The 14,370-nt window shown below is 50.7% G+C and carries 13 protein-coding genes and 3 tRNA genes; 4 read left to right on the forward strand and 12 right to left on the reverse strand.

Going from position 1 to position 14,370, the window contains the following annotated elements; all coding sequences use genetic code 11:
- The 5 genes from tuf to ACJMNB_RS05125 all read right to left on the reverse strand — a co-directional run bounded on the left by tuf (window position 1) and on the right by ACJMNB_RS05125 (window position 2,662).
- Window positions 1-1,185, reverse strand: a complete 1,185-nt coding sequence (gene tuf, locus ACJMNB_RS05105) for an elongation factor Tu (protein ID WP_405339631.1) — start codon at window positions 1,183-1,185, stop codon at window positions 1-3.
- 22 nt (window positions 1,186-1,207) lie between these two features.
- A tRNA-Thr gene (locus ACJMNB_RS05110) sits at window positions 1,208-1,279 on the reverse strand.
- A 46-nt stretch (window positions 1,280-1,325) separates the two neighbouring features.
- Window positions 1,326-1,408, reverse strand: a tRNA-Tyr gene (locus tag ACJMNB_RS05115).
- A gap of 10 nt (window positions 1,409-1,418) precedes the next feature.
- Window positions 1,419-1,491: transfer RNA gene (locus tag ACJMNB_RS05120), tRNA-Thr, on the reverse strand.
- Between the two features lie 232 nt (window positions 1,492-1,723).
- Window positions 1,724-2,662, reverse strand: a complete 939-nt coding sequence (locus tag ACJMNB_RS05125) for a hypothetical protein (RefSeq protein ID WP_405339633.1) — start codon at window positions 2,660-2,662, stop codon at window positions 1,724-1,726.
- 88 nt (window positions 2,663-2,750) lie between these two features.
- Between ACJMNB_RS05125 and ACJMNB_RS05130 the strand changes: the two genes are divergently transcribed.
- The 3 genes from ACJMNB_RS05130 to ACJMNB_RS05140 all read left to right on the forward strand — a co-directional run bounded on the left by ACJMNB_RS05130 (window position 2,751) and on the right by ACJMNB_RS05140 (window position 5,645).
- Window positions 2,751-3,161 carry an acyl-CoA thioesterase gene (locus tag ACJMNB_RS05130; protein ID WP_405339635.1) on the forward strand — a complete coding sequence of 137 codons (411 nt, stop codon included), beginning with the start codon at window positions 2,751-2,753 and terminating at the stop codon, window positions 3,159-3,161.
- Window positions 3,162-3,308: 147 nt separating this feature from the next.
- Complete coding sequence (locus tag ACJMNB_RS05135; protein WP_405339637.1) at window positions 3,309-4,286, forward strand: T9SS type A sorting domain-containing protein; 978 nt, start codon at window positions 3,309-3,311, stop codon at window positions 4,284-4,286.
- A gap of 66 nt (window positions 4,287-4,352) precedes the next feature.
- Complete coding sequence (locus tag ACJMNB_RS05140) at window positions 4,353-5,645, forward strand: replication-associated recombination protein A (protein ID WP_405339639.1); 1,293 nt, start codon at window positions 4,353-4,355, stop codon at window positions 5,643-5,645.
- Here ACJMNB_RS05140 and ACJMNB_RS05145 read toward each other — a convergent pair.
- The 6 genes from ACJMNB_RS05145 to ACJMNB_RS05170 all read right to left on the reverse strand — a co-directional run bounded on the left by ACJMNB_RS05145 (window position 5,642) and on the right by ACJMNB_RS05170 (window position 11,326).
- Window positions 5,642-6,694, reverse strand: coding sequence for a M48 family metallopeptidase (locus ACJMNB_RS05145; protein WP_405339641.1), 1,053 nt, complete (start codon window positions 6,692-6,694; stop codon window positions 5,642-5,644). The two genes, ACJMNB_RS05140 and ACJMNB_RS05145, sit on opposite strands and share 4 nt — an antisense overlap.
- Before the next feature lie 68 nt (window positions 6,695-6,762).
- On the reverse strand, window positions 6,763-7,323 hold the full coding sequence (locus ACJMNB_RS05150) for a LemA family protein (protein ID WP_405339643.1): 561 nt from the start codon (window positions 7,321-7,323) through the stop codon (window positions 6,763-6,765).
- Window positions 7,324-7,427: 104 nt separating this feature from the next.
- Window positions 7,428-8,186, reverse strand: coding sequence for a YggS family pyridoxal phosphate-dependent enzyme (locus ACJMNB_RS05155; RefSeq protein WP_405339645.1), 759 nt, complete (start codon window positions 8,184-8,186; stop codon window positions 7,428-7,430).
- Window positions 8,186-10,516: an endopeptidase La gene (lon, locus tag ACJMNB_RS05160; protein WP_405339647.1), complete on the reverse strand. Its 2,331-nt coding sequence runs from the start codon at window positions 10,514-10,516 to the stop codon at window positions 8,186-8,188. Before lon ends, ACJMNB_RS05155 begins: the two co-directional genes overlap by 1 nt.
- Window positions 10,517-10,593: 77 nt before the next feature.
- The gene (locus ACJMNB_RS05165; RefSeq protein ID WP_405339649.1) at window positions 10,594-10,782 is read right to left on the reverse strand and encodes a hypothetical protein; all 189 of its coding nucleotides are present in this window, start codon (window positions 10,780-10,782) and stop codon (window positions 10,594-10,596) included.
- The gene (locus ACJMNB_RS05170; protein ID WP_405339651.1) at window positions 10,769-11,326 is read right to left on the reverse strand and encodes a hypothetical protein; all 558 of its coding nucleotides are present in this window, start codon (window positions 11,324-11,326) and stop codon (window positions 10,769-10,771) included. Before ACJMNB_RS05170 ends, ACJMNB_RS05165 begins: the two co-directional genes overlap by 14 nt.
- Window positions 11,327-11,551: 225 nt before the next feature.
- Here ACJMNB_RS05170 and ACJMNB_RS05175 point away from each other — a divergent pair, with 225 nt between their 5' ends.
- Entirely contained in the window at window positions 11,552-12,160 is a 609-nt protein-coding gene (locus ACJMNB_RS05175) for a hypothetical protein (protein WP_405339653.1), read from the forward strand.
- A 97-nt stretch (window positions 12,161-12,257) separates the two neighbouring features.
- Here the strand turns inward: ACJMNB_RS05175 and ACJMNB_RS05180 are convergent, their stop codons facing one another.
- Window positions 12,258-14,303 (reverse strand): LlaJI family restriction endonuclease, encoded by a 2,046-nt coding sequence (locus ACJMNB_RS05180; RefSeq protein WP_405339655.1) that lies wholly within the window; start codon window positions 14,301-14,303, stop codon window positions 12,258-12,260.
- Window positions 14,304-14,370: the final 67 nt, after the last annotated feature.

A 14,370-nucleotide genomic window follows, 5' to 3' on the forward strand; every position in this document is an offset into this window, starting at 1 on the left:
TTACTTGATGATTTCGGTTACGGAGCCAGCGCCAACGGTACGGCCACCTTCGCGGATTGCGAAGCGGAGCTGCTTTTCCATTGCCACCGGGGCGATCAGGTTCACGTGGATGGTCACGGTGTCACCCGGAGTCACCATTTCAACACCTTCCGGCAACTGGATCGTGCCAGTCACGTCGGTGGTGCGGAAGTAGAACTGAGGACGGTAGCCGTTCATGAACGGAGTGTGGCGGCCACCTTCGTCCTTCGTGAGAACGTAGATTTCTGCCTTGAATTCGGCGTGCGGGGTCACGGACTTCGGAGCTGCGAGCACCTGGCCGCGGCTGATGTCCTTCTTTTCTGCACCGCGGAGGAGCAAACCGACGTTGTCGCCAGCCTGGGCGTCGTCGAGGAGCTTGCGGAACATTTCAACGCCGGTCACCACGTATTCGGCGGTTTCGCCGAGACCAACGCGTTCGACCTTGTCGTTCAGGTGCACAACACCGCGTTCGATACGACCGGTAGCGACAGTGCCACGACCAGTGATGGTGAACACGTCTTCGATCGGCATCAGGAACGGCTTTTCGGTTTCGCGAGCCGGCAGCGGGATGTAGCTGTCGCAGGCGTCCATGAGTTCCATGATCTTGTCCTGGAAAGCGCTGTCGCCTTCGAGGGCCTTGAGGGCGGAACCGCGAACGATCGGGGTGTTGTCGCCGTCAAATTCGTACTTGGACAGAAGGTCACGAACTTCCATTTCCACGAGGTCGAGGAGTTCTTCGTCATCGACCATGTCGACCTTGTTCATGAACACGACGATCTTCGGCACGCCAACCTGGTGGGCGAGGAGGATGTGTTCGCGGGTCTGCGGCATCGGGCCGTCAGTGGCTGCAACGACGAGGATGGCGCCGTCCATCTGGGCAGCACCGGTCACCATGTTCTTGACGTAGTCGGCGTGCCCCGGGCAGTCAACGTGAGCGTAGTGACGGTTTGCAGTGGTGTATTCCACGTGGGAGGTGTTGATCGTGATACCGCGGGCCTTTTCTTCGGGAGCGTTGTCGATTTCGTCGAAACGCTTGGCGGCGGCGAGACCGCGTGCAGCGAGGGTCGTGCAGATTGCGGCGGTCAGAGTGGTTTTGCCGTGGTCAACGTGGCCGATGGTGCCGATGTTGCAGTGCGGCTTGCTTCTGTCAAAATGTTCTTTTGCCATGATTCTATCTCCAATTAGTGAGAGCCCAGATCGGGAGTCGGACCCGAGACCTCTTCCTTACCAAGGAAGTGCTCTACCACTGAGCTACCTGGGCTTATATAGCTCGCTGATGCGCTCTCTGCATCAGCGAGCTTTTATCGTGGGCCGTCGTGGTTTCGAACCACGGTAGGCGTAAGCCAACGGATTTACAGTCCGTCCCCTTTAACCACTCGGGCAACGACCCATTATGTCTAAGCCAAAGATAGGAATCGAACCTACGACCGGCTGATTACAAATCAGCTGCTCTACCAGCTGAGCTACTTTGGCACACCCTAGTTTCATTACTGAACATAGGAGTGAGCCAAATTTAATAAGTTTTATTGGGTTTTGTCAACGAATTTCGGCAAAAAAAGCAAAAATTTTTCATTTTTTTCAAGAAATCTGTCTACATACTAGATAAAAGAGTGTGAATAAATTGTGAATAGTTTTAAAAAGCCAAAAAAGAGCCCCTCTTCGAAGGAAAAGGGGCCTAAATTATTCAATAACAACTAGTTATATATTAATTGCTGTACCACATGTCCTCGAGGGTGAGGCCCCCGTTCAAGAAACCCTCACACAATTCCGTTTTAGCATCCACCGCCAAGTCTTCCAGCGTCGTTTTTTCGCCATTCTGCAATTCAGGTATTTGGTAATATACAGTCCCATTCATGCAAGACAACACGCTAATCTGACTTTTCTTTAAATAGGCGGAACAAATTTTATCATGCGTTTCCGCGTCTACTCCATTGTAAGTCTCAGCCACCAGGATGTACCCTAGAGACATACCGTTTATCGTATAATTGTTCGCCTTCATAGAAAAAGACCTAGATGCAAAAACCGCATCTACATAAAGAGTATCACCTTCTAGGCGGACATTGCAGCTTTGCGCCGGATCAGCAGGAGCCCCTTCATTGTAAATCCATTTTCCCGGCATTTCCGACATGATGTCTTTATAGTAATCGTAGAAGTCATCGCACTGGGATTCCATATTCGACGCCGTCTGGGAAAGGCCATATGACGCCCTATAGCCATCGATGGCATCCCACTCCACTTTTCCCCCTACATGGGATTCGGTGCAAGTGGTTTTCATGTTTTCGTCCATATCCTTGACATCGCCACAGATAACGTCATATTCGCTTTGGAACTCGCCCGACAACAGCACATCAACAGAGAAAACAGAGGGATCACCCACTTCTAAATCGAACACCGTATTCATGGACGATTCGTACATCTTCACGTCAAAATTCATTTCCAGGGTAACGTGGTTTTCGCGGGTATAGACCTTGCAGTCAAATGCAGCGCTGTTGCCCCTCGCCAGGTGGCGATCGTACGTAACATCGCCAAAATTATCGGGGCGATCGAACCAGTTTGAAGAATCGTCCGATGAACAAGCCGCAAACACAAAGGGCAAAAGCAAAACGCCTGTCTTGAACATACTTGTCTTAGAAAAAGATTTCATGCATTCTCCTCATCAATTTATTCTACAATATAGTCTATTTTAGCACGTTCGGAACAAGTTAAATTTGCCAGTTTTATATATTTAGGCCATGGAAACTTGCACATTTAAGCATACCGCGCGGATCGATGTCCGTTATGCAGAAACCGACCAGATGGGAATCGTCCACCACGCCGTTTACCCCATATGGTTCGAACAGGCCCGCACCGAATTTTTCAGGGCCGTAGGCGCCGGCTACGCCGAAATGGAAGCCGAAGGGTTCGCAGCACCGGTCTTGGAGCTTTCGGTTCGTTACAGACAACCCACCCACTACGGTGAATTCGTGGACATCGAGACGACCATGGTCCGCGAAGGCAGCCTCAAATTCCGCTTTGAATACAAGGCCTACGTCAACGGAACGCTCTGCACCACGGGATACTCGCTGCACTGCATGACCAAGGGCGGCCGTCCCACGCGCGACCTGCCCAGCGGATTTTCCAAACTTGAATTCGTGACCGAATAAAAAAACGAGCTGAAACAAAGATTCATGCAATTTTCCGTGAAGTCCATCACGGAAACAATATTTTTTTTGCTATAAAAATTTTTGGAAACCATTTTGCATAAAATAAGATATATTTGCGGTATAATCAAAGTGTTTAGGAGTGTATTTATGAAACAGACAAAATTTATTCTTCCCGCCGTTGTGCTTTCTGCAGCGGGTTTCGCCATGGCCCAGGGCTCCCTCTGGAATATGTATGTCGACGCTTACCAAGTTCAGATTCCCGAATTACTCTGGTGTAATTGGAAAAATGAAGACGGTTCGAGAGCGTGTGTAGATCCGAATATAGCACGCTGGTGGTACGCCTATGCCGGCGATACCGAAAATGGTCAGAAGGTGTCGTTTGAACCCATTACGAAAAACGATGACGGTACCTACAAGTTGATTATGGCCGATGAAGATGGCGACATCATCCCCAACGGAAACCTTGTTAAAGATGTCGGTCTTGTCGTAACCATGTCCGCTGCGGGCGGAACCGCTGCTGCTCCGGCAATTGCCGGTCTTGGTTTTGACTGGTTCAAAGACAAATCTGCGATGGACATTTCCAGCCAACCCGGTTACTGTATTCTTTACCAGTGGACTGGTTCGCAACCTCTTCAGATGGAACTTTCCTGGGACGAAGAAGCCAACGGCTACGACACCTGGTATGCAGAACTCCCTATGGGATATAAATCCCTTAACTTTGCCTGGTCCGACTTCAAGCAATACGGTTGGGACAAGAAACCGATTACCATCGCCACGGAAAAGTCCGTCGGCTTGAAGATTCGCCTGAGGAATTCGGGTGCCGATGAAGTCAAGGGAACCTTCAACCTGATTGAGCTCGGTTGGAAGGACGAATGTTCCGTGCTCTCTACTGAATCTTCAAAAATTGCCAGGGCAAATTCCGCCAAGGCAATCCTTACGGACCGTACGCTTTCCTTCAGTGGCGTTCGTGGTGATTCCCGCGTGGAAATCATGAACCTCCAGGGTCAAGTCATGCTGAAGGGTACGACCGCAGCGGCTATGGACCTTTCCCGCCTCGATGCGGGCGTGTACATGGTACGCATCGCGGGTTCCTTGAATCTTGCACAGAAGATTCTGCTGAAGTAGCAGTTTTTTCAAAATGTCAACTGAAAAGGCGCCGGGTGTTCCGGTGCCTTTTAGTATATTTGAATTATGGACCAGCCGCTCGCCGAAAGATTACGCCCCAGGAACCTGGATGAATTCCTCGGCCAGAACAAGATTCTGGGCGAACAGAGCCTATTGCGCAGGAGTCTCGAAAACGACAATGTGCCGAGCATGATTTTCTGGGGCCCGCCGGGCTGCGGAAAGACGAGCCTCGCCCACGTAATCCGCCAACATACCAAGAAGGCGTTCGTTGCGCTCTCGGCAGTGGCCAGCGGCGTGAAGGAAGTCAAGGAAGTCCTGGCCGATGCACGCAAGATGAAGGGGATGTTCAAGGATACGATCCTCTTTATCGACGAAATCCACCGCTTTAACAAGGGACAGCAAGATGCGCTGTTGGGTGCCGTGGAAGACGGCACGGTGACGCTGATAGGCGCCACCACCGAAAACCCGGGGTTTGAGGTCAACAGCGCTTTGCTTAGCAGGTGCCAGCTGATCCTGTTTGCACCCTTAAGCAAAGAAGACTTGCGCACGCTGATTTTTAGCGCCTTGCGGGACCATCCTCGCGGCCTGCAACTGAAAGATGTTGAAGTTGAAGATGCCGTCGTAGAAAAGCTTATTGCGCAGTCCGATGGCGATGCACGATTCTTGCTGAATCAAATTGAATGGATCGGCAAGAACCTTGGCGACAAGAAAGTCATTGACGAAAAACTTCTGGAAGAATTCCAGTACAAGAAGCCCCTGCGTTACGACAAGGGCGGCGAAGAACATTACAACCTGATTTCGGCACTGCACAAGTCCGTGCGCGGAAGCGATCCGGATGCAGCCCTCTATTGGCTGCACCGCATGTTGCAAGGCGGCGAAGACCCGCGATTCATTCTGCGCAGACTCATGCGCATGAGCATGGAAGACATCGGCCTTGCCGACCCCAACGCACTCCTGCTTGCCACCAGCGCCCGCGAAGCCTACGACTTCATGGGAATTCCCGAAGGCTTGATCGCCCTCGACGAACTGGCAATCTACCTATCGCTGGCGCCCAAGAGCAACAGCGTAGAGCTGGCCGGCATGGCCGCAGACCAAATCGTGAAGCAGACCGGCACGCTTCCCGTACCGCGCGCCTTCCGCAATTCCGTCACGAAGGTCGGCAAAAAGCTCGGCTACGGAATCGACTACCAGTATGACCACGACAGCCCCGGCGCTTACTCCGCACAGGAACACATGCCCAAGCAGCTCGAAGGCGTGGAAATTTACCAGCCCAAGCCCTACGGCAAGGAAAAAGCCCTCGGCGAAAGGCTCGCGCAATTAAAGCAGATTAAGAAAGAGAAGAACTCCAAAAAAGATTAGAACTGCTTCAGCAGCCTGATTCTTTCAGGGGTGTCAGGGTGTGTGCAGAACATGATATTCACCTTGGCGATGATGCCTTTAAGGCCCATGTTGTTATCGAATTCTTCGTCGGGGTGAATAATGTAGAGCTGCGCCACGTCGCTGCGGCGAACGCGATCGAGGCCCGGATATTCAGAAATCTTCTGCAAGGCAGAGGCTAGCGCCCACGGGTCGCCACAAAGCTCGGCGCCGCCGGCATCGGCCACATATTCGCGGGTACGGGAAATTGCCAAGCGCGTAAACCAGCTGAAGATATAACCGATCGTACTCCAGATAATAACCAAAATCAGAAAGAAGATGATGATGACTCCCCCGCTGCCACCACCACGGCGATTCCGCGAATGACGCTTAGGTCCGCGCAACATTGCCGAGAGCAGCTTTATAGACACTGTTTGAAGGGTCGCAAATATTCCCACGAACACGATGCATACTACCATCAGGCGGGTATCGCGATTCTTGATGTGGGTAAGCTCATGACCCACGACGGCAGAGAGTTCCGCATCGTTCAATTTCTCAATGAGGCCAGTGGTAAGCGTAATGGTAAACGAGGGAATATCAATACCGCTGGCGAAGGCGTTCAGGCCATTGTCTTCTACAATGTTGATTTGCGGCATTTCGATACCGCCAGCGATACAGAGGTTCTCGACTATGTTATAGACACGCAAGTTGTCCTTGCGTTCAAGGGGCTTGGCGTGCGTGGTATGGCGAATGATGGACGTATTTGCGCAATAGGCGATAATGAACCACACGCCTACGATCTGGAGCGTATACGGGAGCGCAGTCCAAAAGACATCCCACACTTCGGGCCAATGCAACAAGGCGTATTTGGTGTGCGTCGTATGTTCTGCAGGGCAACCACCTTGCATAATGGAGCAAAGAACCCCGGTAACATCCAGGATAAGAATCGTCGCAAAAACCATTCCCAGAATAATAACGGGGAACATGCACAACAGAAGAACACTGTTGCGGTTGTTCCGCCAAATCTGGGTTTGGAGTCCGACGTATTTCATAAAGATGTAAAATGTGAGATGTGAAATGACTAATTAATTACACATTCCACACTTCACATTTCTCATTACTAAAACTTCACTTCGGGGGCCTTGTTCAAGGCATCGCGACTTTCGGTAGCCTCGTACATAGAAGCGCGCCTAAAGCCGAACATTCCGGCAACGATATTGCTGGGGAATACCTCGCAGGCGTTGTTCAGTTCGCGAGTGGTAGAATTGAAGAAGCGGCGTGCAGCGGAGAGCTTGTTTTCGATATCGGCAAGTTCATTCTGCAGCTGCAAGAAATTCTGGTTGGCCTTGAGTTCGGGGTAAGCTTCCAGCGAAATGCGGAGTCCTGCAAGGGCGCCAGAGAGGGCCTTGTCAGCTTGGACCTTTTCGTCGACGGTCGTCGCGCTCATGGCCGCGGCACGTGCAGAAGTCACCTTGTCAAGCGTTTCTTTTTCGTGGGTAGCGTAGCCCTTGACGGTGTTCACCAGCTGGGGCACCAGATCAAAGCGCTGCTTGAGCTGCACATCGATATTCGCGAAGGCGTTTTCGCGGTTATTGCGAAGTTTCACCAGGCCGTTATACATGGCGATAAACCAGACGACAAGAACGACAGCTACTATCGTGACTACGATTCCGATTGTCATATTTTGCTCCTTTCCGTTTCTTAACAAGAAATCTATATAAAAAAAAGATCCCGGGGCAAGCCCGGGACGACATTTTTGCGCTTTAAAGGAGCGTCATTTCGGCCCTATACAGGGTCATTTACCGGTTTACTGTAATCGCGTTCACCGAAGAGGGCCGTTCCCACGCGAATCATGGTAGAACCTTCTTCGATGGCGACTTCCAAGTCACCCGTCATGCCCATAGAAAGCTGGTCGAAGTTCACAAAGGCGCCGCCCTTGGCAAGGAACTTTTGCTGCAAGTTGCGGAGGAAAGCAAAACATTCGCGGCTGTCTTCGGCCACACCGGTGTTCTTGCCGATGGTCATGAGTCCACGGAAACGCAAGTGCGGGAATGCATTTGCACCGCGCGATTCAAGATCATTCAAGAAGTTTTCGGCTTCGTGCACGTCGAGACCGCTCTTGGTTTCTTCTTCACCGGCGTTAATCTGGAAAAGAATTTCAAGAACCTTGTCTTGCGCTGCGCAGACTTTCTCCAGCTTTTCAACCGCCTCGATGCTTGCGATGGAATGGATGCAGTCGGCCACGATGGCGGCCTTCTTGAGCTTGTTACTTTGTACAGGGCCAATCACATGGCAACGCACGCGGCTGCCGTCTTTTGCGGTCAGCGGCTGGCTGAACTTGAGTTCGGCCTCCTGCACGCGGTTTTCGCCAAAGTCGGTGGCACCCAGCGCAATGGCATTGGCCACGGCCTCGGCCGGGTGGAACTTGCTGACCCACACAAGCTTTACCGAGTCGCGGCTGCGGCCCGCAACCTTGCAGGCTTCGGTAATCCTGGCTTCAAGAGCAGCCAGGTGCTCGCGCATTTCTTCAAGTGTGAATTCCATTACTTCTTCGCTTCCTTAAACAGCACCTTGATGATTTCGTCGATGTGCTTATGGGTATAAATCTTGAGGCCCTTCTTCGCAGGAGCCGGAAGTTCGTTCACGTCCTTCTGGTTCTGGGCAGGCAAGCGCAAGGTCTTCACGCCGGCCTGGAGAGCGGCAAGGGCCTTCTCGTTCAAGCCACCGATAGCAAGGCATGCACCCGTGAGGCTCACTTCGCCAGTGAATGCGATTTCGGGCGAAACCGGCTGCTTGGTAAACGCAGAGAGAAGGCAAAGCGTGAGGGCGATACCAGCAGAGGGACCATCCTTGGGCACGGCGCCTTCGGGCACGTGAATGTGGATGTCCGTCTTTTTCACGATATTCGGGTCGATGCCAAAGCGGCTCAGGCGTTCGCGCACAAGGCTCAACGCAATCTGCGCCGATTCCTTCATCACGTCGCCCAGCTTACCCGTCATCAAAAGCGAACCCTTGCCCGGCAAGAGCATGCATTCGATAGGCAGGATTTCGCCGCCCACACTTGTCCAGGCCAGGCCAACGATTACGCCCGGGCGACCGGCAGCAGGCAGCTGGCTATCCAAATAGCGCGGAGCGCCCAGGTAGTCCTGCAAAGTCTTCTCGGTGATTTCGGCCTTGAACTTCTTGCCCATCACCTTGTCCTTGGCGCGGTGACGCACCACGTTTTCAAGAGTGCGTTCCAGTTCACGGACACCCGCCTCGCGGGTCCATTCACGGATCACCTTGCCGATTACATCGTCGTCGAACACCACGTCCGTGCCGTTTTTAATACCCGTGCGTTCGCAAATGCGGGGCACCAGGTACTTGCTTGCAATCTGCAACTTTTCGTGGGGATAGTAACCCGGCAGGCGCACAATTTCAAGACGGTCGCGCAGGGCTTCAGGGATTTCGGCTTCGCTGTTGGCCGTGGCAATAAACAGCACGCGGCTAAGGTCGAGGCCCACTTCCATAAAGTGGTCCGTAAAGTCGTGATTCTGCTCGGGGTCCAAGACTTCGAGCATGGCGCTTGCGGGGTCGCCACGGAAGTCGCTGGCCATCTTGTCGATTTCGTCCAGCAGAATAATGGGGTTCATGCACTTGGCACGGCGCAGGGCCTGAATAAAGCGGCCCGGCATGGCACCAATGTAGGTGCGGCGGTGACCGCGGATTTCGGCCTCGTCACGGACGCCACCCAGCGTAATACGAACAAAGTTACGCTGCATGGCATTGGCGATGGATTCCACCAAAGTCGTCTTACCCACGCCCGGAGGACCGACCAGGCAAAGAATGGGGGCGCGGCGTTCGGTACCCGTCAACTTGAGCACCGCCACGTATTCCATGATGCGTTCCTTGACCTTGTCCAGGCCAAAATGCTTGGAATCCAGTTCGCTCTTCACCTTCTTCATGTTGAGGACGGTGTCGGTGTAGTCGCCATAGGGCAGGTTCAGGAACCAGTCCAGGTAATTGCGGCTCACCGCGTATTCCGGAGACGTGGGCTGCATCAGGCGCATGCGGCTGATTTCTTCTTCAAGCTTTTCTTGAATGGCAGCCGAGAACTTCTTCGCCTTGATTTTCTTGAGCAGCTGGTCCGGTTCCGAAGAATTGCCGTTTTCGCCATCCAGTTCGTCTTGCAGCTGGCGGATCTGTTCCGAAATGAACCATTCCTTCTGCTGCTGGGCCATCTTCTGGCGCACGTTCTGCTGCACCTTGACCATCATGGTGTCGGTATCGGCAGCCACCTGCATAATCTCGATCAGGCGTTCCGCCAATGCGTCAATCTCGCCGATCTCCAGCAAGCGCTGGCGCTCGTCCATGGAAATCTGCAAGAAGGGGATCATGCCGTAAAAGGCGTTGATCTGGCTGTCCATGGTGAACAGGGCGTCGACCATGCCCTCCGAAATATTCCTGTGCAGGGAATATTCCTTGAACTGGGTGAGCACCGTCTCGAAACGCGGAGTCTTGTCGGCCGCCGTAATCGAGGGCTTGCGGGCAGAAACCGTGACCGCCAAGTAGCTGTTCTTGGTCACGATGGAACGGAGATCCACCACCTGTTCGCCTTCAAGCACCACCTTCACGCAACCATTCGGGAAGGGGGTCACGTTACTCACGTGGGCAAGTACGCCCACCGAGTAAATGTCCAGCATGGGGTTTTCGATTTCTTCTTGTTCAATATTTTTCTGGGCCGAAAGAATAATTTCGCCATCGTGGGATTCGGCATATTCAAGAGCGCGCAAAGAAATATCCCTACCGACAAGAATGCGGCGGGTCGTGTGCGGAAATACAACAGCATCCCTCAGAGGGAGCAACGGATACATTTTCGATGTGTCTAAAGCCATACGCTACAAAGATAGTATCTTGGCGGAAAATTTTTGGGGTACCGACTTTTCCTTAAGCTGTTTATACTTTTTCAGTATTACACCTTAAACCGAGCGATTTCCTCAATGGAAAGTTCGCTCACATCTTTTCCTTCTGCTTCTGCATATTTGGCAAGTTCCAAAAGGTTCAGCTTGCAGGCCGGCGGATTTTTATATGGATCTGGAGCCGCAGAAAATGGAATGCGAACATCCGCCAAGAAATCGGCAATTTTTTTAGTTCCATTCATAGGTATAGGTCTCCAGTAATTTTTTTGCGTTCAGAGGGCCTAGCATAAAATGGTAAGGGTGAAGAATTCCCAAATGCGAGCATCCCAGTTTTTCAATATAGTGAATTAACAGCGCTTTGTTAAGGGCGTATCCATAAATAACACCATCGTACCCCCATTGAACGGATTTATCAACGGCAATAGCAAACAAATGCCCTCCAACACCCTTGTATTTTTGGGATCCCCTTTCGTGTTTGTTATTTTGCGGAGCACAGCATGCCCAATGCAGGTAAACCGCTTTTGCACCAGGAGTATTTCTTATTCCAACTAGTCCCTGAATCTCGGTGTTTTCTCTGAGAGCCAAAGCGTAAACTTCTACGTCCTCTGGGACATCAATCCAATTGATTCCCCATCCATTTTTCTCCGTGAATTTTTTTAGGAACGAACGGCTTTCGATCTTAAACACAACCGTTTCTTTTATTTCCCTAGTTTCGGTATCCTCCAAGCAAGAAACAATTCCATCTATCCAGATACCAACACCGCCAATCAACGCGTTTTGATTCATCTTATACTCCTTTCCCGCAGAAAAGGTTGCGGGAGTTATTTTTTTGTCGTGATGCACGACCGATGATATTCAGAGGCGTTCTGGCAAAAACGGGAACCCGCTTAAAACAAGAACGCACCTCGCCTTTGTATAGCGAGATGCGTCGGGCGTTAATGTACCTAATATCCCGAAAACTGGCAAGGGGCCGTTAAAAATTTTACATTTACCTCGAAGGAGGCGGCAGCCATGACACACTTGATGCAGCAAGCAATCGCCTGGTTCGGGTGGGGCAACGGGATTGGAGCCCTGGCCGGCATCAGCGCCATATTGACGGTTGCGGCCATACTCGCCCCGGTGATAGCCGGGCTATTGCTCGACAGGCTGGAACGCCTGCAGATTACAGTCCTGAAAACGCTGAACCACGACTTCGCCTACTTTTTCGTGAACTTTGTCACCTTCCCCGGCACGTTCATGCACGAGACGGCGCACCTCTGCTTCGCGGTGATCACCGGCGCCAAGGTCCATGAATTCCGCATGTTCGAAAACAGCGACGGAAGGCTCGGACACATCAGCTACAGCGCTCGCGGGCCATGGTTCTTGCGGGCCGTACAGCACACCCTGACAGCCGTGGCCCCCACCATCGTGGGCATTGCGCTCGGCATTGTCTTGTTGCGCACCATCTGGGCAGGCGGGCATACCCTTTGGGCCTACATTGGCCTCTGGTACCTGGTAATCTCGCTGATAGACCATTCCACCATGAGCGACGCCGACCTGAAAGGCTACTTTCAGGGCGTGTGGATATTCATTTTGCCGCTGTTCCTCTGCTTTTTGGCACTCGGCCTAATCGCACGATGAATGATCTGGGCGTTCCCGCGCCACGGCGCGGTCGGGCTATACTCGCTCCGCTCACGGAGCCACGCTACGCGCGTCTCCGCCCCCAAAAAGGGGGTTACTATCTCCCCTGAAGGGGACCATAGCCACTAAGCGGCATAGCCGCAAGTGGCTGGAGGCCTAACGCAGAATCAAACGGGAATTCGTCTAAATTCCAGCCTTTCAAGCGCTCATTTTGGAGATCTTTTGCTAAAGAATCACTTGGCAAAAAGTCTTGCGCCAAAACATTGTAAATGTCAATTTTATTGTTTGCAACAGCTTCTTCAACCGCATTATAAATGGCTTTGCAACCATCATTAACATCAGAGAAATTAAGACTTCCCTCAGAGAGTCCTATGGATTCACGTTCCAAAGCAAGCAACACATAGTTGGCCGATTCGTTCGGTCTGAAAACTCGACCCACAAATTTCTTGAAATTATTTTCAACAAAATCACTGACAGTTTTGAAGTCATTCGATTTAGAAAAAATGGCCCAGAAGTAATACTTGCGATTCAGCAAATCCAAGAAATTATCGCGGAACATGTCACGGGCCTTCCCCTTGAACTCATCGCGAAGGCTAGATCGCTTGGAGGTGTACGCCTTGAGCACGTACAAAAAGTTCACGTTGTACACTTGTAACAGAAGCGTGTCGCGGTCGAAAAGACGATTCTTGAAATGACGATTGCGAAGGTCCCACAGACTTTTATCCTTCTGAGCGTTATCAATAACATTTCCTTCATCATCAACCAACTGATAATTGTTAGAATCCACCTCGTTTGCAATCAGTTGTTCATCCGTCAATTCAGTCCTAAAATAGGATTCCCGGAACTGCTCTTCTTTTTTTAGGGAATCTTTTTCGCTACTCGGCAAAAATCCCCTAATAAAGAAGTTCGGCGTAACGCTATAACCTTCAGTCAATTCATCACGATAACGAAGCCCTTGGTACTTTTGCCTATCTTGGTCTTTCTCCAACAAGTCGCTAATATTATACTGGATGATGTTCTTCGCGTAGGTAAACTGTTTGTAAATGGAATTACCTTCTATCTTGTTTCCATCTTTATAATATTTGCTATCGCCCACAAACCAGATTTTCTGTTCTTCATCGGCAAAAATCAATTGACGGTCTTTGTAAAGGTGATCTATCACCTTACCATCTTTCTGCGCCTTCAGATAATTCATAGAATGCGGCAATTCATCGCCAACAAGCTTGTCAATCATCGCCTCGAACACGTTATTATACTTGTTCGTGAGCATGTATTCATTGCTGTAATCATTTGCGCTGAAGTTTGCACCCCATTCAAAGAAGGCTTTTACAATGTTGAAAAGCTTCAGGAACTTATCAGCGAAATACTTATGCTTTATGTGGCGCAGTTCAACAAGTCCACGATGCCCCAGCAAGCGGCGGAATTCGTTCACACGAATCGGTGCGTAAAACTCGGACTTTGGCATTTTAAAACCGAAGGTTTCTTCAATGTAGTTCATTGCCGAGAAATAAAGCACCAAAAGACGGTCATCTAAATCGAAAACCTTTTTCTTGTTTTCGAGATTCATGTAAATGGGCGCACCATTTTGCATGAACGGCTGCGTATGCGCTACTGTACGACGCCAATCTATGCGGTTATTGCCACTATGCTTATTTTTAGCCGTAAAGACAAACAGATTTTGATTTTCGGCATAAAACGCCTTCATGGCGTTCATCACATTAATAAGCGTAGGAGATTCTTTAGCACTACCGAATCGAAAAACCTCAGGAACATCCACGGTCCTGGCTTTAGGATTCTGCTGATGATACAGATCTATTGACGAGCAAACCCATAAAGAAAGCTTAGAAAGGAATTCCTTGGGAGCAGCGTCTATGGCAAAATCCTTGTCAGCATTCACCACTTCGCCAAAAGCCGTTTTTGCATCGTCCATGAATACCTTGGGCAACACAAACACAATGTTATCGGCGGCCTTTTCAGCGCTTTTCTTTGCAGACTTGTTATAAAGATATCCGACGCCATCCAGTTTGCCATCATTTTGCACAAAACCATTCGGTAAACCGGCAAAACGCCCTTCCTTATCGGTCGGGAGTACCTTTTTGAGGTATTCTGAAGAGTAAGCAAACTGTTCAAAAAGGAAAATCATTGTTTTTTAGCTGAATTGTCTATTTTTTCCAATTTTTTAGACATAGGCCCGTTTTTATGTATAAAAA

The sequence above is a fragment of the Fibrobacter sp. genome, from assembly GCF_045131395.1.
Taxonomy (GTDB): domain Bacteria; phylum Fibrobacterota; class Fibrobacteria; order Fibrobacterales; family Fibrobacteraceae; genus Fibrobacter.